At 54.3% G+C, this 22,158-nt stretch carries 21 protein-coding genes; all 21 read left to right on the top strand.

Translation table 11 applies throughout. The features are described 5' to 3' along the window. The first annotated feature begins 3 nt into the window (after nucleotides 1-3). The 21 genes from D5270_RS01905 to pyrF all read left to right on the top strand — a co-directional run bounded on the left by D5270_RS01905 (nucleotide 4) and on the right by pyrF (nucleotide 22,150). Nucleotides 4-1,167: a 1-deoxy-D-xylulose-5-phosphate reductoisomerase gene (locus tag D5270_RS01905; protein ID WP_166542494.1), complete on the top strand. Its 1,164-nt coding sequence runs from the start codon at nucleotides 4-6 to the stop codon at nucleotides 1,165-1,167. A 27-nt stretch (nucleotides 1,168-1,194) separates the two neighbouring features. Next, nucleotides 1,195-2,262: a M50 family metallopeptidase gene (locus D5270_RS01900; protein WP_207709273.1), complete on the top strand. Its 1,068-nt coding sequence runs from the start codon at nucleotides 1,195-1,197 to the stop codon at nucleotides 2,260-2,262. 79 nt (nucleotides 2,263-2,341) lie between these two features. After that, complete coding sequence (gene ispG, locus D5270_RS01895; RefSeq protein WP_166542493.1) at nucleotides 2,342-3,391, top strand: flavodoxin-dependent (E)-4-hydroxy-3-methylbut-2-enyl-diphosphate synthase; 1,050 nt, start codon at nucleotides 2,342-2,344, stop codon at nucleotides 3,389-3,391. Further along, nucleotides 3,392-4,204: an alpha/beta fold hydrolase gene (locus tag D5270_RS01890; protein ID WP_166542492.1), complete on the top strand. Its 813-nt coding sequence runs from the start codon at nucleotides 3,392-3,394 to the stop codon at nucleotides 4,202-4,204. After that, nucleotides 4,201-4,815: a histidine phosphatase family protein gene (locus tag D5270_RS01885; RefSeq protein ID WP_166542491.1), complete on the top strand. Its 615-nt coding sequence runs from the start codon at nucleotides 4,201-4,203 to the stop codon at nucleotides 4,813-4,815. Before D5270_RS01890 ends, D5270_RS01885 begins: the two co-directional genes overlap by 4 nt. A 28-nt stretch (nucleotides 4,816-4,843) precedes the next feature. Further along, a complete protein-coding gene (locus D5270_RS01880; protein ID WP_166542763.1) occupies nucleotides 4,844-9,175 on the top strand; it encodes a PolC-type DNA polymerase III in 4,332 nt (1,443 codons plus the stop codon). Between the two features lie 25 nt (nucleotides 9,176-9,200). Further along, nucleotides 9,201-10,217: a S66 family peptidase gene (locus D5270_RS01875; protein WP_166542490.1), complete on the top strand. Its 1,017-nt coding sequence runs from the start codon at nucleotides 9,201-9,203 to the stop codon at nucleotides 10,215-10,217. A 110-nt stretch (nucleotides 10,218-10,327) separates the two neighbouring features. Then, on the top strand, nucleotides 10,328-11,530 hold the full coding sequence (gene hisZ / locus D5270_RS01870) for an ATP phosphoribosyltransferase regulatory subunit (RefSeq protein ID WP_166542489.1): 1,203 nt from the start codon (nucleotides 10,328-10,330) through the stop codon (nucleotides 11,528-11,530). After that, the gene (gene hisG, locus D5270_RS01865; RefSeq protein WP_166542488.1) at nucleotides 11,527-12,156 is read left to right on the top strand and encodes an ATP phosphoribosyltransferase; all 630 of its coding nucleotides are present in this window, start codon (nucleotides 11,527-11,529) and stop codon (nucleotides 12,154-12,156) included. The genes hisZ and hisG overlap by 4 nt, the downstream gene beginning before the upstream one ends. A gap of 21 nt (nucleotides 12,157-12,177) precedes the next feature. Next, a complete protein-coding gene (gene hisD / locus D5270_RS01860) occupies nucleotides 12,178-13,467 on the top strand; it encodes a histidinol dehydrogenase (protein ID WP_166542487.1) in 1,290 nt (429 codons plus the stop codon). Further along, a complete protein-coding gene (locus D5270_RS01855) occupies nucleotides 13,467-13,754 on the top strand; it encodes a hypothetical protein (protein ID WP_166542486.1) in 288 nt (95 codons plus the stop codon). The genes hisD and D5270_RS01855 overlap by 1 nt, the downstream gene beginning before the upstream one ends. 11 nt (nucleotides 13,755-13,765) lie before the next feature. Continuing rightward, entirely contained in the window at nucleotides 13,766-14,821 is a 1,056-nt protein-coding gene (locus D5270_RS01850) for a pyridoxal phosphate-dependent aminotransferase (RefSeq protein ID WP_166542485.1), read from the top strand. Next, nucleotides 14,818-15,393 (top strand): imidazoleglycerol-phosphate dehydratase HisB, encoded by a 576-nt coding sequence (gene hisB, locus D5270_RS01845; RefSeq protein WP_166542484.1) that lies wholly within the window; start codon nucleotides 14,818-14,820, stop codon nucleotides 15,391-15,393. The genes D5270_RS01850 and hisB overlap by 4 nt, the downstream gene beginning before the upstream one ends. 14 nt (nucleotides 15,394-15,407) lie before the next feature. Further along, nucleotides 15,408-16,475 carry a radical SAM protein gene (locus D5270_RS01840; RefSeq protein WP_166542483.1) on the top strand — a complete coding sequence of 356 codons (1,068 nt, stop codon included), beginning with the start codon at nucleotides 15,408-15,410 and terminating at the stop codon, nucleotides 16,473-16,475. Next, nucleotides 16,472-17,563 carry a 1-(5-phosphoribosyl)-5-[(5-phosphoribosylamino)methylideneamino]imidazole-4-carboxamide isomerase gene (gene hisA / locus D5270_RS17105; protein ID WP_166542482.1) on the top strand — a complete coding sequence of 364 codons (1,092 nt, stop codon included), beginning with the start codon at nucleotides 16,472-16,474 and terminating at the stop codon, nucleotides 17,561-17,563. The genes D5270_RS01840 and hisA overlap by 4 nt, the downstream gene beginning before the upstream one ends. Continuing rightward, nucleotides 17,560-17,883 carry a phosphoribosyl-ATP diphosphatase gene (gene hisE / locus D5270_RS01830; RefSeq protein WP_166542481.1) on the top strand — a complete coding sequence of 108 codons (324 nt, stop codon included), beginning with the start codon at nucleotides 17,560-17,562 and terminating at the stop codon, nucleotides 17,881-17,883. Before hisA ends, hisE begins: the two co-directional genes overlap by 4 nt. Before the next feature lie 2 nt (nucleotides 17,884-17,885). Next, the gene (locus D5270_RS01825) at nucleotides 17,886-18,266 is read left to right on the top strand and encodes a hypothetical protein (RefSeq protein ID WP_166542480.1); all 381 of its coding nucleotides are present in this window, start codon (nucleotides 17,886-17,888) and stop codon (nucleotides 18,264-18,266) included. Nucleotides 18,267-18,276: 10 nt separating this feature from the next. Beyond that, the gene (locus D5270_RS01820; RefSeq protein ID WP_166542479.1) at nucleotides 18,277-18,957 is read left to right on the top strand and encodes a DUF3795 domain-containing protein; all 681 of its coding nucleotides are present in this window, start codon (nucleotides 18,277-18,279) and stop codon (nucleotides 18,955-18,957) included. Nucleotides 18,958-19,118: 161 nt separating this feature from the next. After that, nucleotides 19,119-19,895, top strand: a complete 777-nt coding sequence (locus D5270_RS01815) for a YdcF family protein (protein WP_166542478.1) — start codon at nucleotides 19,119-19,121, stop codon at nucleotides 19,893-19,895. A gap of 22 nt (nucleotides 19,896-19,917) precedes the next feature. Beyond that, nucleotides 19,918-21,180, top strand: a complete 1,263-nt coding sequence (locus D5270_RS01810) for a dihydroorotase (protein ID WP_330587332.1) — start codon at nucleotides 19,918-19,920, stop codon at nucleotides 21,178-21,180. A gap of 25 nt (nucleotides 21,181-21,205) precedes the next feature. Further along, nucleotides 21,206-22,150, top strand: a complete 945-nt coding sequence (gene pyrF / locus D5270_RS01805) for an orotidine-5'-phosphate decarboxylase (protein WP_166542476.1) — start codon at nucleotides 21,206-21,208, stop codon at nucleotides 22,148-22,150. Nucleotides 22,151-22,158: the final 8 nt, after the last annotated feature.

The raw sequence follows: 22,158 nt of genomic DNA, 5'->3' as shown, positions 1-22,158 counted from the left end.
AGAATGAAAACCCTGTCTATCCTGGGATCCACCGGCTCGATTGGCACTCAGGCGCTGAAGGTTGTGAGGGAGCTGAACAGGACCGGACGCACACAGTTCCGTGTAGCTGTGATGGCGGCGCACCATAATGTGGAGTTGCTGGAACAGCAGGTGCGTGAGTTTTCCCCGGAGGCTGTGGCGGTGTATGACTCGGCAGCAGCGGCAGATTTACGCATACGCCTGCGGGATATGGACGTGAAGGTGCTGGAGGGTATTGACGGCCTCTGTGAGGCCGCGGCATGGGAAGGCGTTGACATTACATTAAACTCTGTGGTGGGCATGGTAGGACTGAGGCCTACGCTTGCGGCTATAAAAGCAAAGAAGACTCTGGCTCTGGCAAACAAGGAGACACTTGTGGCAGGCGGAGCGCTGGTTATGGAGGCCGCGAAACAGAACGGCGTGGATATTTTGCCGGTGGACAGCGAGCACTCTGCCATATTCCAGTGTCTTCAGGGAAATAATAAGAGAGAGTTGCGGAGAATGCTGCTGACAGCCTCCGGCGGGCCGTTTTTTGGCAGGACCAGGGAGGAACTGGAGAATGTGACCCCGGAACAGGCCCTTGCTCACCCCAACTGGTCCATGGGGGCGAAGGTCACTATAGACTCAGCCACTATGATGAACAAGGGCCTGGAGGTCATGGAGGCCAGGTGGCTGTTTGATGTGCTCCCGGATAAAATACAAGTAGTGGTACACAGGGAGAGCATTGTACACTCTATGGTGGAGTATGACGACCGCTCGGTGATAGCCCAGCTGGGTGTGCCGGACATGTGCCTGCCTATACAGTACGCCCTCACCTATCCTGAGCGCCTGCCCTCACCGGTGGGGGAGCTGGATTTATTTGCTGTACAGTCTCTGAGCTTTTACCCGCCTGACTTAAATGCGTTCCCCTGTCTTGATATCGCTATACGTGCCCTGAAAAGAGGAGGGCTGGCTCCGGCGGCAGTGAACGGTGCAAATGAGGAGGCAGTGAGTGCTTTCCTGCAGGGCAGGCTTGGGTTTATGCAGATACCTGAGCTCTGCGCCCAGGCGATGGAGCGTCAGCCGGACCAGCCGGCTGACAACGTTGAGGATGTTTTGGAGGCTGATATTGCTGCACGGGAATTTGTGAAATCGGTACTTTTCGCTTAGTAAAGTTATAGTTTAGGAGATGGTAGCTTGCAAATACTCTACACGGCCCTGCTGATAATCATTGGCATACTGCTTTTTGGCTTCGTAGTATTTTTCCATGAGCTGGGGCATTTTCTTATGGCGAAGCTCTCAGGTATCAGGGTAAATGAATTCGCCGTGGGTATGGGACCGAAGCTATTTGGATTCCAGCGGGGAGAGACCCAGTATGCCCTGCGACTGTTTCCAATAGGAGGCTTCTGCGCCATGGAGGGTGAGGACGAGGAGAGCAGCGATGAGAGGGCTTTCGGCAATAAGCCGGTATGGCGGCGTTTCCTGGTTGTGGTTGCCGGAGGGATATTCAATATCATTTTGGGCTTTATCCTTATGATTCTTGTGCTGGCTCCCCAGGAGACATTTGCTACAACTACCTTCTCGAAGTTCACGGAGAACTCAGCCACAGAAGCTGCAGGGGCCCGGGCAGGGGACAGGATTGTGGAGATAAACGGCTATGCTGTCTATACTGACCGGGATTTGTCATTTGCCATGGCTCTTGCTGACCCTAAGGCAGTGCACATGACTGTGGAGCGTGACGGAGTGCGCGTAGAACTTAATGAGTTTGCCATGCACACCCGGGTGCTGGAGGACGGCAGTGAGGCGCCTGCCTTGGATTTCTACGTTATGCCGGAGCAACGCAGTTTTTCCGGTGTGCTGCGCAGGGCCGGTACTGACACCTTTTCCATGGCTCGCATGGTGGTGGAGAGCCTTAAGGGACTGCTCACCGGCAGGTTTGGGCTCAATGAGATAGCCGGGCCGGTCGGTACTGCACAGGCCATTTCCCAGGCGGCGGGAGCGGGGTTGAGCCAGGGATTCGGCCAGGCGGTGAGCAATATAGTGTTCATGATGATAATGATAACCGTGAACCTGGGCATTATCAACCTGCTGCCACTGCCTGCCCTGGATGGCGGGCGGCTGCTGTTCCTAATATGGGAGGGAGTGACCCGCAGGCCAGTGCCCGCGAAATACGAGGGATATGTGCATGCGGCGGGCTTTATGCTGCTTATAGGCTTGATGGTGCTTATCACTTTCCATGATATATGGCGTATTGTAACAGGATAGGAAAATAAACTTAGCATAGCAAGGTCTCGCCCTGAGGGGTGGGGCCTTATATTTGCAATTTGCGGAAAGGAAGTATAATATGAACAGAAGGCAGACGCGGCAGGTTAAGGCCGGAAACGTACTTATAGGCGGGGGAGCGTCCATACCGGTACAGTCCATGCTCAGCACACGGTCAACAGATATTCCCGGCAGCGTGGCCCAGGCAAGGGCGCTGGAAAAGGCAGGGTGCCAAATACTGCGCATTGCCATACCCGACATGGCGGCGGTGCGGGAGCTGATACCCGCCATAAAGCAGGCGGTGCATATCCCTGTGGTGGCTGATATACATTTCGACTATAAGCTGGCTCTGGAGTCGGCGGCTGCGGGCATAGACAAGATTCGCATAAACCCCGGCAATATTGGCGACGACAGCCGTGTAAAGGCCGTGGCAGACGCGTGCCGGCAGAAAAACATACCCATTCGTATTGGCGTGAACGACGGCTCGCTTGAGAAGCATATCCTGGCGAAATACGGTCACCCCACCCCTGAAGCGCTGTGTGAGAGTGCTCTTTATCATGCCTCTTTGCTGGAAAAATTTGATTTTACCGACATTGTGCTGTCCATGAAGGCCTCTTCAGTCGACTTTGCCATACAAGCCTATCAGCAGGCCTCAAGCCGGTGCAACTACCCATTGCACCTGGGTATTACACATGCGGGCACCGCACGTATGGGGACGGTTAAGTCCGCAATAGGAATTGGAAGCCTCTTGCAGCAGGGGATAGGAGATACCCTGAGGGTATCATTGGCGGCTGACCCGGTGGAGGAGGTGCGTACAGGTATAGATATCCTCAAGGCCCTGGGGCTGCGGGGAGGCGTGAAGCTGATAGCCTGCCCAACCTGCGGACGCACGCGCATTGACCTGATACCCCTGGCAAATCGCGTAGAGCAGGCGCTTTCAGCCTGTGAAAAAAATCTCACGGTGGCAGTGATGGGCTGTGCAGTCAACGGACCTGGTGAGGCCAGAGAGGCTGATGTGGGCGTTGCCGGCGGCAAGGGCGAAGGGCTGATATTCAGCAAGGGGGAAATTCTGCGCAAGGTGCCAGAGGACAGGCTTCTGGAGGAGCTTCTCCTGGAGATAGAGAGGCTGTAAATGACAGAGAAAATATTTCACACAAAGCTGGGAGATATACACTACAGGATAGGCAAATCAAGCGGGAACCGGCTGTGGCTTGCATTTCTGCCGGGGCTTACGGCAGATTTCCACCTTTTCGACAAGCAAATCGAGTATTTTGAGGGCAGATATAACTGCTTCGTGTGGGACGCACCCGCTCACGGCAGTTCACGGCCCTTTAAGCTGGAATTTTACATGGACGAGCTAACGGCATATCTCTATGATATTTTCCAGAGGGAGGGCATAGACAGACCCTTTCTGGCGGGGCAGTCCATGGGTGGATATATCGCTCAGGCATACATAAAGCGCTTTCCCGGCACGGTGCAAGGCTTTGTGTCCGTCGACTCCGCGCCGCTGAGCCGCAGCTATTTTTCCGGCTGGGAGCTGGCGCTCTTAAAGCACGCCTATTGGATTTACCGCTGCATTCCCTGGGAGTGGCTGGTGAAGCTGGGCAGCACAGGCACGGCCCAGTCAGAGTATGGGCGCGGGCTGATGGAGCGCACTATGAGGGAATATACGCCCAAAGAATACTGCAAGCTTGCCGACCATGGATACAGGCTGCTTAGCCTTGCGGCCCAGGCCCACGGAGATTGGGAGCCGGACTGCTCGGTGCTGCTGCTCTGCGGCGAAAAGGACGGCGCGGGCTCTTCAAAGCGTTATAATAGGCGGTGGACAAAACGCACAGGCTTCCCGCTTATCTGGCTCAAGGGGGCTGGACACAACTCAAATACAGACGTACCGGATGAAGTAAACAGGCTTATTGAGACATTTATGAAGGAGAATACGGCATGAAGCGTATAATCACTATCCAGCACTGCCAGTCGGAGCAGCATATAAACGGAATGATGGGCGGCTGGAATGACTGGGAGCTTACAGAACTTGGCAGGGAGCAGGCACGGAGAATAGGCGAGCGGCTTGGCGCAGAACTTGAGGGACAGTCGGTAAAGCTGTACTCCTCAGACCTGAAAAGAGCCAGCCAAACTGCCGCGCCGTTGGCTGAAAAGCTTGGGATTGAGGTAGAGTACCGCCAGGAGCTGCGGGAGAGAAATTCTGGACCGCTGGTCATGGGAAAGAGCAAGGAGTGGTATCGTGAGCATTGTGATAATTTCGGCGATATGATTGACGAGCGTCCTATGCCCGGTGCGGAGACAAAGAGGGAGATGTATGAGCGCCTTCTGCCCTTCTGCCGGGAGGTACAGGAGCGGGCGGAGGATACTGTTATATTTGTCTCCCACGGTGGGGCTCTCAGTGTATGGAACATAGTATGGCTTGGTCTGCCGCCGGAGGTTATGAACACCTGCGGTATCTTTGGTAGGGCCGGGGCCATAGGCGAGTTCGATGTGTATAGGGGCTGGGAGCACAGGATTTTGCGAATTGGAGATTTGTCGTACATCAGGGATTAAGCCATAGGGAGGAAAGAGCTTGAGCAGCATAGGAGCATTTTTTCAAAAGGAGATAAACGGCGTAGCTTTTCCCCAGCCGCTTTTAGATGGGATTATAGAGGCCATTGACCTCTGCCGGGAGGACCGCTCTGCGCGGCTGACAGCCAGGTTTCAGGAGGCCGTGGAGTATAAGGAGCTTCAGCGATTTGGAACGCAGGTTGCGGGAGAAAAACTGAGGAGGGTGTCGGTACGGCCCCGCTTTCCGGCAGAAGTCTTCGACCCGAAGCTGCTGGATTCCTTTGCCGCGGCACTGAAAGAAAATGACGCCTCATTAAACGGCAGCCTGCGCGGGGCTCAGGCGGTATTTCATGAGGGGAAGCTCACCGTTACCCTGGCCCACGGAGGTTACGAGCTGCTCACAGCAAGGGGCACCGCTGAGAAGCTTGCGGGGCTGATTGGAGAATGGTTTGGCATTGAATGTACCGTGGAGTTTGCAGGGAAGCTCACAGTAAAAGAGGGGGACGGCTCGCTTCTTGAGCAGGTGCACCATCAGGAGGAGAAGCTCCAGAGGGAAGCTGTAGTCCGGGAGATAGAGGCCTACGAGGAGTCCATGGCTCGGGAGACCGCCAAGCGTAAGATAGAGATACGCGAGGGCGACAGCCTTCTGCCGCAGATAATCCCGGAGACAGCCAGGCCGCTGCTGGGACAGGTGCCAAAGGGCAGGCCGGTGCCTCTGAGCAGCCTGACTCTGGACCTGGGGACTGCCATTGTATGGGGAGAGATATTTGATATCGAGAGCAAGGAGACAAGGGACAAGAGTAAGAAGATATACTCCATAGACATAACAGACTATAGCGGCTCCACAACTCTGAAGGTAATACAGGACTTAAGCCAGTGCAAGGAGCTGGATAACCTGAAAAAGGGGCGGTCCATACTTGTGCGGGGCAGCCTTGAGTATGATAAATACGACCGGGAGAACGTGCTGCGTCCAAAAGCCATAGCTACAGTGGACCAGGTGGAGATAGTGGACAACGCCCCAGCCGACAAAAAGCGTGTGGAGCTGCATATGCACACAAGCATGTCTGAGATGGACGGAATTACCCCTGCCGAAGACCTGATACAACAGGCATATAAGTGGGGGCACCACGCAGTCGCCATCACAGACCACGGCGTGGCCCAGGCCTTCCCGGACGCAATGAATGCCCAGGCGGCCATAAATAAGGAGGACCCGGAATTTAAGGTTATTTACGGCACTGAGGCATATTTTATCAACGACCTGGTCCCTGCCACTGTGGGAGAATGTGCCAGGAATCTGGACGGCGAGTTTATCTGCTTTGACTTGGAGACCACCGGACTTTCGGCGAGAAAGGAACGTATCACCGAGATAGGCGCGGTACGGATGAAAAACGGGAAGATTCTGGACCGTTTCGACACATTTGTGAACCCCGAGAAGCCAATCCCGCCTAAGATAACAGAACTTACAGGGATTACTGACGAGATGGTAAAGGACGCGCCGGATGAGCAAACGGCGCTGATGATGTTTTTTGAGTTCTGCGGAGAGGACCCTGTGTTGGTGGCGCATAACGCGGGATTTGACATGAGTTTTCTGAGGGCTGCGGGGCAGCGCCATGATATGGAAGTCAACTGCCCATATATTGACACAGTACCTATGTGCCGCTCACTTTTAAAGGACATAAAGGACTGCAAGCTGGATACCGTTGCAAAATACCTGAAGCTGGGCGACTTTAACCACCACCGTGCCGACGACGACGCGGCAATGCTGGGGGAGATATTTGCCGCTCTAAAAAGCAGGCTTACAGAGGACCAGGGAGCCCTCACGGTTGCGGACATAAACCGTGCGCTGGTGGGCGGCGACCATAAAAAGCTACGCTCATACCATCAGATAATCCTTGTGAAGAACAATACCGGGCTCAAGAACCTGTATAGGCTCATTTCAGCCGGACATCTTGACTATTTCAACCGCCGCCCGCGTATACCAAAGAGCCTGTTAAACCAGTACCGGGAGGGACTTATAATTGGCAGTGCATGTGAGGCCGGGGAGCTGTTTAGGGCCATAGTCAATGGGGAGAGCTTTGATGAGCTGTGCAGGATAGCCGAGTTCTACGACTATCTGGAGATACAGCCTATTGGCAATAATATGTTTATGGTGAGAAACGGCGATACGGACGAGGCGGGCCTTAGGGAGTATAACCGCACGGTGATAAAGATAGGCGAGAAGCTGAAGAAGCCAGTGGTAGCCACCGGGGACGTGCATTTCAAGGACCCTAAGGACGCTGACTACCGCCGGGTCATTATGAAGGATTTTGACGACGGAGACCAGCAGGCGCCTCTATATCTGCGCACCACAGCCGAGATGCTGAAGGAGTTTGAGTATCTGGGCAAAGAAAAGGCTTTCGAGGTGGTAGTTACTAATCCAAACTTAATTGCAGATATGTGCGACAGTATCAGGCCGGTGCCCATGGGCAACTTCCCTCCCTTTATTGAGGGAGCTCAGGAGCAGCTGGTTGATATCACCTGGACCAGGGCGAAGGAACGCTATGGAGACCCCTTGCCCGAGATAGTTGAAGCACGGCTCAATAAGGAGCTGGGTTCAATAATCAAGCACGGTTTCTCGGTGCTGTATATGACTGCCCAGAAGCTCGTGGCTGACAGCGAGGCACATGGATACTTGGTGGGCTCCAGAGGCTCGGTCGGCTCGTCCTTTGTTGCCAGTATGTCCGGTATCTCAGAGGTAAACCCGCTTGAGCCCCACTATATCTGTCCAAAATGCAAGCACAGCGAGTTCATAACCGACGGCAGCTATGACTCGGGCTTTGACCTGCCGCCTAAAAACTGCCCGGTCTGCGGCGAGCCCATGGACCGTGACGGACATACCATACCCTTTGAGACGTTCCTGGGCTTTGATGGTGATAAGGTGCCGGATATTGATCTGAACTTCTCCGGCGAGCAGCAGAGCAGCTCCCACCGCTATACAGAGGAGCTATTCGGCAGGGACAACGTGTTTAAAGCGGGGACCATATCCGGCGTGCAGGAGAAAACAGCCTACGGCTATGTAAAGAGCTATTCTGAAAAGCGGGACCGCACACTGCATAAGGCCGAAGAGAAGCGGCTGGCCCTGGGCTGTACCGGCGTGAAGCGCACCACGGGCCAGCATCCCGGCGGCATGATAGTAATTCCCAGAGGCATGGAGGTCTACGATTTCTGCCCAATACAGCACCCGGCCAATAAGCAGGACTCCCCAAATATAACCACCCACTTCGATTTCCACTCCATACACGACAACGTATGTAAGCTGGACGAGCTGGGCCACGATGTGCCCACCATATACCACTATCTTGAGGAGTACACAGGTATTCCTGTGATGGAGGTAAGCATGAGCGACCCGGAGGTCATGAGCCTCTTTAACTCTCCGGCGGCTCTGCATGTTACCCCGGAGGACCTGGACGGCGTTAAGACAGGCACCCTGTCCCTGCCGGAGCTGGGCACCAATTTCGTGCGCGGTATGCTGGAGGAGTGTCAGCCAACTACATTTGCAGACTTTTTGCAGATATCCGGTCTTTCCCACGGCACGGCGGTGTGGCTTGGCAACGGACAGGAGCTTATCCGCAATGGTACCTGTACTATAAAGGAGGTCATAGGCACCAGGGACAATATCATGAAATACCTGCTGCTGAGAGGTATGGAGCCGAAGCTGGCCTTTAAAATCACGGAGATAGTCCGTAAGGGAAAGGCCAAGAAGCTGCTTACCGAGGAGCATGTTGCCGCCATGAAGGACCACGGTGTGCCCCAGTGGTACATTGATTCATGCTTTAAAATACAGTACATGTTTCCTAAGGCACACGCAGCGGCCTATATGATAGCAGCCCTGCGCCTTGGATGGTATAAGGTGCATAAGCCCATAGAATTTTACGCCGCTTACTTCACTGTGCGCAGCGAGGATTTCGATGGGGCAACGGCCTTGGGAGGCCGTGACCAGGTGCTTCGCCGGATGCATGACATCGACCAGAGGATAAAAAACCGTGAGGCAAGCGCTAAAGAAGAAGGCGAGTTTGAAACCCTGCAGATTGTCAATGAGATGATGGCCCGGGGTATAGAGCTCCTGGGTATAGACCTATACAAATCCTCAGCCACGCGCTTCATTGTGGAGGAAGGCAAGATACGCCTGCCCTTCTCCAGCTTAAAGGGCGTGGGTGAATCGGCGGCGCTGAGTCTTGAGGACGCAAAAAAGACCGGCGGCGAGTATATATCTATCGACGACCTGCAGGACAGGGCCAAGGTGTCCAGTGCAGTTATAGACACATTGAGACAGGTGGGCGCCCTGCGGGGCCTGCCGGAGAGCAGCCAGACCACGTTATTTTAAAATAATCGCATAGGAGTGTACAAGTATGAAGGAATTTATTAAACCGGAGCGTCTGCGCCCGGGAGACACGGTAGCCACTATTTCCATATCAGGGGGCCGCGCGGGGGACGCGGACATGCTCTGGCGCTATGAGCTGGGCAAAAAGCGGCTGGAGGACATATTCGGCCTGAAGGTGGTGGAGACCCCCCACGCCCTTATGGGCAGCGAATATCTGTACAGTCACCCGGAGGACAGGGTGGCGGACCTCCATTGGGCGCTGGAGGCCCCGGAGGTCAAAGGCATAATAACCAACATGGGCGGGGACGACTCCTACCGCCTGCTGCCTTACCTTGACTATGAGCTTATCCGCACCCACCCCAAAATCTATATGGGCTTCTCCGACATCACCACCACGTGCTGCTGCTTTGCCCATGCCGGGGTCATGAACTATTACGGCCCGGGCCTCCTGACACCCATAGCCCAGCCCGGCAGGCTGGATGAATATACGGAAAACGCCATGCGCAAAGCGCTCTTTTCCGGGGAGACGATAGGCCGGGTGGAGCCATGTCGGAGGTACACGTCCATCGAGTGGCGCAATCTGCCGGAGAGTGATATCCCCTGGCAGGATAACCCCGGCTACCAGCTCATCCAAGGCCATGGAAAGGTCTGCGGTAGGCTGATAGGCGGCTGTATGGGGCCGCTTCAGCAGATCATGGGCACGGAGATTTTTCCCGGGCGAGAGCTCTGGGAGGGGAGCATACTGTTCATAGAGAACCTCTCCCCATATAACAGCGCCCTGGCAGCACTTCACGGCTGGCGGGCCCTGGCGGCCAGCGGAGCGCTGGACGTATGCGCGGGACTTATCACCCCCATGATGCCCGAGGAGGACCGGCAGGTCCTGCAAAAGGTGCTGAAATATGAGGTGAACAGGGAGGACCTGCCGGTGCTTTCCAACGTGGATTTCGGGCATAGGACACCCATGACCGTACTGCCCATAGGGGCCATGGCCGAGGTCGACTGTGATTCGTTGACTTTCACAATATTGGAGAGCGGCGTGGAGTGAGAACATATATAATTTACTATATTACTGCGTTAGTGCGATAAAGTGCTTGACAATATAAAGCGGAAGCCTTATTATATTAGCACAGTAAATTGCGAGGAGAACCAAAGCCCATGAAAAATTACAGCAAGCTTACCCCTGAGGGCGTCCGTGATGTGCTCTTTGATGAGTGCCGGGCCCATAGGGAGGCCCAGCGACGGCTGACAACTATTTTTACAAGGCGCGGATATAGGGAGGTAATTACCCCGGGTCTGGAGTATTACGATGTGTTCAGTCTTCTGGGCGCTGCAATCCCCCAGCAGGAGATGTATAAATCCACCGACAGCGGCGGCAGACTCCTGGTGTTTCGGCCCGACTCAACCCTGCCGATAGCCCGTATGGCGGCGGCAAGGCTGCAGGGCCACCGCAGGCCTATACGCCTATACTACAGCCAGAGCGTATACCGCACATGGCCCGAGCTCTCCGGGCGAAGCCACGAATCCTCACAGATGGGAGTGGAGCTGCTGGGAGCGGCGGGCCTGAGGGCGGACCTGGAGGTAATCGGAGCCGCCATAGAGGCCATTAAGGCTGTGGCGGGGGATTACCGTATAGAGCTGGGCCATGCCGGGCTGTTCAGACACCTTGTGGAGCGCTTAGACCTGCCGCCGGAGGCTAGGGAGGAGATAAGGGCTACAATAGAGGCGAAAAACTACGGTGCGTTAGGCGGACTGCTTGACCCGCTGGGGAACAGCCCCGAGGCCCAGGCGCTGCGGCGTCTCCCCAGGCTTTTTGGCGGTGAGGAAGTCCTCTCTGAGGCTGAGAGCTGGGAGCTGGACGGAGGCGCCGCCCAGGCACTGGGTTATCTGCGTACACTGTACACAGCCTTGCAGGAGCTGGGATTGGGCCAGCGGCTTATGGTGGACCTGGGGCTTGTACAGCGCAACGACTATTACACCGGGGTGGTGTTCAGCGGCTATGTTCAGGGCCGAGGAGGCCCGGTGCTCACCGGCGGGCGCTATGATAATCTCTGCGGGCGCTTCGGCCCGGAGATGCCAGCTGCGGGCTTTGCTATGGATATGGACGCCGCCGCTAGTCTTTTAGAGCCGCATATGTTCCAAAACGGAGCGGCCCAGGTGCTGGTCCATGGCGAGCCAGGCTTTGAGCCAAAGGCCCAGCATGAGCTTTTAAAACGGACAGCCGCGGGACAGGTATGTGAGGGCTCGGTATGGGAGACCATTGACGAGGCGATGGAATATGCCAGGGCCGAGGGCATACCTACAGTAGCCATAGTTGGTGAGGATACCAGGACCATAGATATCATGGGGGGAAGAGTATGAAGCCGCTGCGTATTGCAATGACAAAAGGCAGGCTCGAGAACTCCACGGCAAAGCTCATGGAAAAATCAGGCCTGGACTGTACTGCTCTGCGCGACAAGGGCCGCAAGCTTATACTGCCAATAGGGGACAATCTGGAGGCTGTTTTGGCAAAGGCAGGAGATGTGATAACCTACCTGGAGCACGGCGTCTGTGACCTGGGTGTTGTGGGCAAGGATGTGATAATGGAGCGGGGCGGCCAATTTTTTGAGATACTTGATTTACGGTTTGGCAAGTGCAGCTTTGCGTTGGCGGCGCCAGAGGGCGTTGATTTCTACGGAGGGTATGGACGCAAGACCATAGCAACAAAGTATCCGAATGTTGCGAGACGTTTTTTTCAGAGCAAGAATATGGATGTGCGTGTCATAAAGATAGAGGGCTCGGTGGAGCTGGCGCCGCTATTGGGCCTTGCGGACGGCATCGTGGACCTTGTAGAGACCGGCGCAACGCTCAGAGAAAACGGCCTTGGGGTGGTTGAGCCGGTAGCGGAGGTATCTGCGCGGCTGATAGTAAACGCGGCAAGCTTAAAACTGCGTAAACGTGAGATTGAGGACTTGGCTGCGAGACTGGAAGCCCACCTGGAAAAGTAAATAAAAAGGGAGGATTACACTATGATAAAGACAGTAAACGCCGGTGAGCAGGAACGGCGTGCATTTATAAAGGAGCTGAAGCTTCGGGTTGGCAGGACTGACCCGGAGATAGAGCGAAAGGTAGCTGAAATTGTAGAAAATGTGCGCACCGGCGGCGACGAGGCGGTGAAGTCATACTCGAAAAAGTTTGACGGCTGGACGCCGGATGTTCTTGAGATGAGCAGAGAGGAGATGGAAAAGCTTTCGGGCCAGTGCAGTAAGGAATTTCTGGACTCCCTGCGCCGGGCAGCCAATAACATCTACGACTTCCACAGCCGCCAAAAGCAGCAGAGCAGGATAGACCCCCAGCCGAATGGGATTATAATGGGTCAGAGGGTGCGCGGGCTGCACCAGGCAGGGGTCTATGTGCCCGGAGGCACGGCAGGCTACCCGTCATCGGTGCTCATGAATGTGATACCCGCTAAGGTGGCGGGTGTTAAGGAGATAGTTATGGCTACCCCTCCTGGGCGGGCGGGACACCCCGACCCCAATATAATAGCTGCCGCGCTTGTAGCCGGAGTTGACCGTGTTTTCCTTATGGGAGGGGCACAGGCTGTGGCGGCGCTGGCGTACGGTACCGAGAGCATACCGAAGGTTGACAAGATAGTTGGCCCGGGAAATATATTCGTGGCAACGGCAAAGAAACAGCTCTACGGCGTGGTCGACATCGACATGATTGCCGGGCCAAGCGAGATACTGATAATTGCCGACAGCTCCGCTGACCCGGAATACCTTGCCGCCGACCTGATGAGTCAGGCGGAGCACGACCCTATGGCCTCGGCAATTCTCATAACTGACGATAAGAAGCTGGCTGAAAATACGGTCGCTGCGCTGTACCGGCAGCTGGAGACTCTGTCACGGAAGGATATAATCGAAAAATCCCTTGACGGATACGGTGCGGTGATAGTCTGCGGAAATATGGATGAGGCTGTAGAGTTTGCAAACGAGCTGGCTCCTGAGCACCTGGAGGTCTGCTGTAATAACCCCTTTGAGTATCTGGGCAAGCTGGACAACGCCGGGTCGGTGTTTCTGGGCAATTACTCCCCGGAACCGCTGGGGGACTACTTCGCCGGAGCAAACCATGTGCTTCCTACCGGCGGTACCGCCAGATTTTTCTCCCCCCTTTCAGTAGATGACTTTATCAAGAAATCCAGCTTTATCTATTACCCCAGGGAGGAGCTGCTGAAGGCTGCTGATGACATCATACTTTTGGCAGAGACTGAAGATCTCACGGCTCACGCCAACTCCATAAAGGTGAGGCTAAAGGATTGATGAAGACTCTCGAGGAGGTCTACAGTGCGCTGACAGGCCAGGGACGCCTGGAATGGATAGGCGAAAAGAAAGCTGCTGCGGTGCTGTATTTTAACCGGGGACGGAAACAGTATAAGGTATATTTTGACGAGAGCAACGTGGAGATATCAGTAAAGAAAAGCTTCTTCGGAAATGAATACTGGGATAGCATTGGACTGCGCCGGTATATTACTCCCGGAGACTCCCCGGACGACGTGTTCGACACCGTAATGTGGTGCATAAAAGAGTATGGCTGGAAAGACAGATAAAGGAGTAGGCTATGTATGAATTAAACAAAAAGCTGAAGGCGCTTAGAGCGTATGTCCCGGTGGAAGCAGAGGGCTGTGTGCGCCTTGACGCCAACGAGTCATTCCTGAGCCTGCCGGAGGAGATTATTGCCGAGGCAAAGGCTGCCATAGACAAGCTCGACTTCAACCGCTACCCCGACCCATCGGCGGCTGAGCTCTGCCGGGCATTTGCTGAGTATTATAAGGTGGATTCTGGACATGTGGTAGCAGCAAACGGCTCGGACGAGTTAATATCCATAATATTCTCAGGCTTTATTATGCGCGGTGAAGCATTTGCCACCATTGAGCCGGATTTCTCCATGTACGCCCAGGGGGGGCACTTAGCTGAGGCAAGACATGTAGCAATCAGCAAGCACGGCTGGGCTGTTGACGTGGACGAGGTGATAGAAACCTGCAACAGAGAGAACGTGCGGCTGCTGATATTCAGCAACCCCTGTAACCCCACCTCTCTGGTGCTTGGCAGGGAACAGGTGCGCTGGCTGGTGCATGGAGTAAACGGCTTAGTGGTGCTGGACGAGGCCTATATGGACTTCTCAGGTCAAAGCCTGCTGGGTGAGGAGGAGAGCTTTGATAATCTGATTATCCTGCGTACATGTTCAAAGGCTATGGGTATGGCGGCACTGAGGCTGGGCTTTGCCATAGCTAAGCCGGAGCTCATAAACGCATTGAGGGCAGCGAAATCACCGTACAATGTAAACAGTATGTCACAGGCTTTGGGAATTGCGGTGCTGAAACACCCGGAGCTGCTTCGGGAGGCCCTGGGACTCATTATGCTCTCACGCAAGGAGCTGCTGGGAGGATTAGCGGAAATAGGCGCAAAGTACCCGGGCAAGTTTATACTGCTTCCAGGTGAGACCAACTTCGCTGCTATAGATATGGAAAACGGCAGAGCAGTACAGCAGCAGCTTTTAGAGCGAGGCGTGGCTGTACGGTACACCGGCGGGCTGCTGCGTGTGACCTGCGGGGCTCCTGAGGAAAACCGGGAGTTCCTGGAAAAATTTGGGGAAATACTGGAGGAGACCAAATGAGGGCGGCTGAGATACACCGTAAAACCAATGAGACCGATATAGAACTGAGCCTCTCCCTGGATGGAGGCGCCCGTAACATTTCTACCGGTATCGGATTCTTCGACCATATGCTCACGGCTTTGAGCGTGCACGGCGGTCTGGGGCTGGAACTGAGGGTCAAAGGAGACCTTGAGGTTGACTGCCACCATACAGTTGAGGACACAGGTATCGTACTGGGGCAGGCTCTTGCAAACGCCCTGGGGGATAGGTCGGGAATAAGGCGCTATGGTCACGCGTTTATCCCAATGGACGAAGCTCTGGGCTTTTGCGCTCTGGATATCAGCGGAAGGCCGTTTTTGGTATTTGAGGGAGATTTTCCACAGGCTGTTGCAGGGGCCTTTGACTGCTGCATGACCGAGGAGTTTTTTCGAGCTGTATCGGTAAATTCCGGGCTGACCCTGCACCTTAGGTGTGAGTACGGCAAGAACTCCCACCACATGATAGAGGCGCTGTTTAAGGCCTTCGCCCACGCCTTAAAGGGTGCGGTGGAGGTCACCGGCGGGGGAGTGCTCTCCTCTAAAGGGGTATTATAGGTAGGAGGTACCAAGTGAAGTATGATAATATATTGATAGCCCTGGACATGCTGGGCTGTCCAAACCGCTGCTGCCACTGTTTTGTAGGCTGGCGGCCAAATCCAAAGCTGTCAGAAAATGACCTTATCTCTACTGCCGAGGCCTTTAGGCCATTTGCAGAAACGCTCACAGTCTATGACTGGAACCGTGAGCCGGACTTTGGGGACGATTATAAAGAGAAGTGGGAGCTGTGCAACAAGCTTTCCTCCAAGCTGCCGGAGCACTACGAGCTGGCTAGCGTATGGCGTTTGGCTAGGGATGAAGGGTACGCTCTATGGCTCAAGTCACTTGACGTAAAGTACGTACAGCTCACCCTGTTTGGAGGGGAAGAACTAACGGACTATTTCACCGGTCGAAAAGGGGCATACCAGGACATACTAAAGGCGATAGACGTGTTGCTTGAAAATGGAATCGCCCCAAGGATACAGGCATTTGTAAATAAAACGACTGCCCCGGAGCTTGTGAAGGTGGCAGAGCTCATAGACCGCCTGGAGCTTGAGAAGCGCTGTGAGGCAATAGGCATACCATTTGTGTGCTTTGTGCACCAGGGCTCCTGTGACGGAGAGGCAGAGAAGCTTTACTCAGTTTGGATAACAAGCGATGACGTGGAAAAGATACCCGAAAAGCTGGCACAGTACACGGTTAGGCATTTTAAGAAGCAGTCCATACAGGAAGTCCTTGGTAGGGAAGAGCGGGAGATATACAGTGAGCTCATAAACGACCACACAACAGAGAGCCTGGGCACGACAGCTCCGGCGGTGTTTTATATAGACGGTGAGTTCAATGTAACACCCAATATTGGCGTACCCGCAAGGCAGTGGTTTTTGGGGAATCTTAGGGAAGACGGCGCAGGGGAGATACTGTCCAGGCTGGCAGGGGACCAGAGCCGTGCCCAGCACATACGGGCTACTGTGCCGCTGAGCGAGCTTGTCAAAGTCTGCGGTGCTCCTGATAGCAAGAGGCTTTTTGATAGAGAGGACTATATAGAATACCTGCTAAACAGATACTGCCAGAGGCAGGAAATACAGGGGGAATTATTATGATACTTTTACCTGCCATAGACATACACGAGGGCAAATGTGTAAGGCTATTCAGGGGCGACTACTCAACCGCGGAGGTGGTTGCCGGGGACCCGATGGAGACGGCAAAGAGCTTTAGGGAGCAGGGAGCCCACTGGCTGCATATGGTAGACCTTGACGGAGCAAAGGCCGGTAAGCCCATAAACCATGAGCTGATACTCAGCACGGCTGATACAGTGAACATGCACGTGGAGGTGGGAGGCGGTATACGTACCATGCGGACGGTGGAGGATTACCTGATGGGTGGTGCCTCAAGGGTGATACTGGGCTCGGCGGCTTTGGAGGACCCGGCCTTCGTGAAGGAGGCAGTTAGAGCCTACGGCAGGCAGATAGCCGTGGGCATAGACGCACTGGACGGCATTGCTGCAGCTGAAGGCTGGACCAAGCAGAGCGGCATGGACTATATTGAAGTGGCTAAGCGCATGGAGGATATCGGGGTGCAGTATATAATCTGCACAGATATCCATAAGGACGGCACCCAGTCAGGCCCTAATTTAGAGATGCTGGACAAGCTCAACCGTGCAGTAAGCTGCAATATTATAGCCAGCGGCGGGGTAAGCAGCCTGCTTGACATTATCAATCTCTATGATTTGGGCCTGTATGGAGCGATAGCGGGCAAGGCTGTGTATGCCGGGACTTTAGACTTAAAGGCGGCAGTTAGAGTCTGCCACAAATTTTCTGGTAAGAGGGCCAAGACTCAGGAGGCGGTGAACGACGAGCTGGAGCGCTTCTTTACAAAGTCCAGCCTAATACCGGCTATAGTGCAGGACGCTGATACTAACGAGGTGCTGATGCTGGCATATATGAACAACGAAGCGCTGAGTAAAACCATTGAGACTGGGTATACCTGGTTTTATAGCCGAAGCCGTGCGGCTCTTTGGAATAAGGGGGAGACATCCGGCAATACCCAGCAGGTTGTGAACATAACCGCTGACTGTGACAACGATACCCTGCTTGTGCGGGTACACCCAAACGGCCCGGCATGCCACACAGGAAGCAGAACATGTTTCTTTAAGGAGCTGGTGAGTGAGAAGAAGGAGGGAAATAAATGAACGCAATGGAAAAGCTCTATCAGGTAATATTGGAGCGTAAGGCCTCAGCCCAGGAGGGTTCATATACAGGCTATCTGTTCGAGCAGGGGCTTGATAAGATACTCAAAAAGTGCGCAGAGGAATGCGGCGAGGTAATAATAGCTGCCAAAAACGGCAAGGCTGAGGACACCATAGGGGAGATAAGCGACCTTCTCTACCACCTCACCGTGCTCATGGCTAACGAGGGTATCGCCTGGGAGCAGGTGGAGGCTGAGCTTGAGCGCCGGGCTCAGAAGCTGGGAAACCTGAAGAAGTTCCACCAGGTTGATAAGGATACCTGAGTATGGTATGGCAGAGGGGCCCGCTCCCATGGAGCTATGAACAGAAGGTGGAGGATTTCTTAAAGCCGGGTGTGCGCAGGCTGGATATATGCGGGAATGTGCCGGACTGCGGGCCCGACAGTTTTGACTTAGTTACCGCATACCAGACAGAGCTTGATTTGAATGGGATAGTCAGAGCGCTGTGCAAAAACGGTTTCATTGTGACCCAGCAGATAGGCGCCAGGAACCGGCCTGAGAGACCGGATTATAACCTTGAGAATGAAGGCCCGAGGCTGGAAGCGGCGGGCTTTCGCATAATGTACAGCCACCAGGGATATTACCAGGATGAAAGAGGCACATTACAGCACCGTTTCATAATGATAGGCAAACTAATACAAAAGTGAGGTTTATAATATGACAGAGTTTGAAAAGCTGTGCGATTCTATAGATACATACTGCGGTTTGAGCTGTACAGCCTGTGAGTTCAAAGAGTCTATGAATTGTGGAGGCTGTATCGCTACAGGCGGCAAGCCATTTCACGGTTCCTGTGCGGTAGCCGACTGTGCTATTAGCCGGGGGAAGAAATTCTGCGGAGAGTGTCCGGATTTTCCATGTGATACGCTGAAAAGCTATTCCGACGACCTGGAGCATGGCGACACGCCTTCCGGCGCACGTATAGAGAGCTGTGCAGAAACTAAGGCTGTATTGATAAAGGCTGCCCGTGATGGTATTGACCCCCAGGGAGTTTGCGGGCACCACTGTGACCACTGTCCGTTTACAAAGTGGTGCGGCGGGTGCAGGAGCCAGTATCCCGGCTGTTCCTTTGCCACGCTCTTTGATAATAGGCGCTGTCCCAATGTGACCTGTGCCGGTAAGAAGGGGCTTGACGGCTGCTATAGCTGCCCGGAGGCTGTGGACTGTCAAAAGGGTTATTTTGGAGCGGAGGACGGTTATACTGCTAAGGGAGCAGCGCTGTATATTTCACGTCACGGCAAAGAAGCCTACGCAAGAGCCCTTAGTAAAGGTGCTGAGCGTCCGGAAGGTATTGACACTCCCGAGAAGTTTGCAGCATTTATTGAGTCAATAAGTATCTAACATCACAAAAGCGGCCCCGTGCATGGCTAAACTGCAGGGGCCGTTTTTGCGCGGGTGGAGCATTTGTAAAAAAATTTGGGAACAGAAAAAGAATGGTTTACCTCTGAAGGAAAATGATGTATAATACAAGAGAGCAGGGGATATAGAAGAAAGGCGAAGATATGAAAAAACACAAAAAATGGTGTAAGGTGCTGTTCATCGTGCTTTGCGCCGCGGGGATATTATGGTTTTGTCTGCCGCTTCTGCACGGAGGTTTTGCGGAGGGCTCAGTATTTGGAGTAGCCGTCTGTGCTTTTGGGATAGCAATAGCGCTGCGGTACGGTAAGATGGTATCAAAGGGAGGCTGGCATAAGGTGCTGGCAAGGACGATAGCGGTGTGTTACGCCCTGGGCCTGTGCTGGGCGGGGTATTTGACTGTGCTGATAGTCTCATACCAGGCCGCGCTCCCGCCGCCCGGACGAAATGTGGTGGTGCTGGGAGCGCAGGTGTACAGTGCAGAGCGGATGGGCATGAGCCTGAGAAACCGGGTGGAGCGTGCACACCAGTATTTGCAGGACAACCCGGAGTCCAAGTGTATTGTTACTGGCGGGCAGGGGAACGATGAGCCCTGCCCTGAGTCACTGACAGCAAGGAACGCCCTTATACGCATGGGTATTGAGCCGGAGCGAATCTACTTTGAGGACAAGTCCCGGAACACAAGGGAAAATTTGAGGTACGCTATGGAGGAGGCAGAGAACAAAGGCCTTGACACCGAGGTGGTGGTCGTAAGCCAAAACTTCCATCTGTACCGTGCGGTACGCCTTGCGGAAAGCGCGGGATTTACAGCCAGCGGACTGCCGGCCGAAACTGACCCTATAATTTATCCAAGCTATTACGGCCGTGAACTGTTGTCGCTGACGAAATGGTATATAGAGGAACTGATACTTAATATGGGCTGAGGCCCTGGAAGGAGCGTTGTCCGTGAAAATACTGCTAAAAGGGGCCAGGATAATCGACCCGTCTCAGGGATTGGACGGTCCGGGGGATATTCTGATAGACGGAGAGTCCATAGAAAAAATTGGCGAAATCCTGGACACAGAGGATTGTGATGTAGTTGACTGCCGTGGGCTTGTAGCAGCGCCGGGACTTGTGGATATGCACGTCCATCTCCGGGACCCGGGACAGACACATAAGGAGGATGTATACTCGGCCTGCCGCGCGGCAGCAGCGGGGGGCGTTACCAGCCTGCTTGCCATGCCAAACACTACGCCGCCCATGGATAGCCCGGAGCTTGTTGCAAATCTCCTTGACCGGGCGAAAACTGCCGATGCCAGAGTTTACACTGCCGCCTGCGTAACTAAAAATATGTCAGGTAGTGAGTGTACGGATATGGCCGCGCTGCAAAAGGTCGGAGCCATAGCCGTCAGCGACGACGGCAAGCCGGTGGGGAGCGTGGGCTGCCTTATAGATGGCTTAACTAAAGCTTATGAGCTTGGTATGGTGTTTACCGCCCACTGTGAAGATATGGAGCTGGCTAAAGGCGGGCTTATGAATCTAGGGCCGGTTTCAAAGAAGCTGGGTGTTCAGGGAATACCTTCCGCTGCTGAGGACAATGGAGTCGCCAGAGAAATTGACGCTGCAGCCAGAATGAAAGTGCCGGTGCATATATGCCATGTGAGCACAAAGGGCTCCGTGGAGCTGATTCGTGACGCCAAGCGCCGTGGAGTGCAGGTTACGGCTGAGACGTGCCCGCACTATCTTATGTTGACAGATGAAGCACTTGAGTCTATGGATGCGGACTACCGCATGAACCCACCCCTGGGCAGTTGGGAGGACCGTGAGGCGCTGATAGAAGCGCTTTGCGACGGCACGCTGGACGCTATATCCACCGACCATGCACCACATACTTCGGAAGAAAAGGCAGACTTTACCAAAGCGCCAAATGGCTCAATAGGCATGGAAACTTCTTTTGCTGCCGCATGGACGGCTCTGAAGGATAGGCTTGAGCTCAACGCGGTGATATCGCTTATGAGTACAGCACCGGCAAAGATACTTAACATACCTGCTGGAACCCTGAAGCCAGGGACAAAGGCGGATATTGTGCTGATAGACCCGGACGAAACATGGGTTGTTGACACCAATAAGCTCCATGGCAGGAGCAGGAACACCCCATTCAAGGGCATGGAGCTTACCGGCAGGGTGCGGGCTACTTATCTAAATGGTAAAAAAGTGTTTGAACTGTAAATAATAATTTAAAGGAGCGATATGTATGTCAATGGACAGACTGCTGGAGAACATCATGCGCAAGCAAAACCCCACCGTGGCAGGGCTTGACCCAAAGCTAAGCTTTATCCCGGAGCACATCAAAGAAAAGTGCTTTGAGGAGCACGGTAAAAACCTTGAGGGCGCTGCAGCGGCGCTGCTGGAGTTTAATAAGGGGCTTATAGACGCGTTATTTGATGTTGTGCCTGCCGTGAAGCCTCAGGCGGCCTATTATGAGCAGTACGGATGGCAGGGCATGAAGGCACTTGCAGAGACTATTGCCTATGCTAAGTCAAAGGGGCTGTTTGTTATTACGGACGGCAAGCGTAACGATATAGGGGCAACCATGGAGGCATACGCCGCGGCACACCTGGGAAAAACGGATGTGGAGGGCGAGACCTTCGAGGCCTTCGGCACTGACGCTCTGACAGTGAACGGATACCTTGGCAGCGACGGAATTGAACCACTGCTGAAAGTCTGTGCCGCTGAGGACAAGGGCATATTTGTGCTGGCAAAGACCTCCAATCCATCATCCGGGGAGCTGCAGGACCAAATGCTCCATGCCATGTATGAGCCGGTGTATAGAGCCATGGGCAATATGTGTCAGCAGTGGGGCCTAAAGCTCCAAGGCAAGTACGGCTATAGCGGTGTCGGCGCGGTGGTGGGAGCCACCTATCCGAAGCAGCTTAAGGAGATGCGCAAGGCTCTGCCAAACACCTTCTTCCTGGTGCCCGGCTATGGGACTCAGGGCGGCGCGGCTGATGATGTAGCCCCCGGCTTTGACAAGCACGGCTGCGGAGCAATAGTCAACTCATCCCGTGGTATTATGTGCGCATGGCAGAAGGAGGGCTGTGACCCGGAGGATTATGCAGGCGCAGCCAGGCGTGAGGCCATCCGCATGAGGGATGAGATAATGGCGAGGCTGGGAGGCATAAGCCTGCCGGTAGTATGAAAAAGCAA

Origin of the sequence: Acutalibacter sp. 1XD8-36 (genome assembly GCF_009917525.1) — a bacterium.
Taxonomy (GTDB): Bacteria; Bacillota; Clostridia; order Oscillospirales; family Acutalibacteraceae; genus Acutalibacter.
This window is presented reverse-complemented; position numbering and strand designations above follow the sequence as displayed.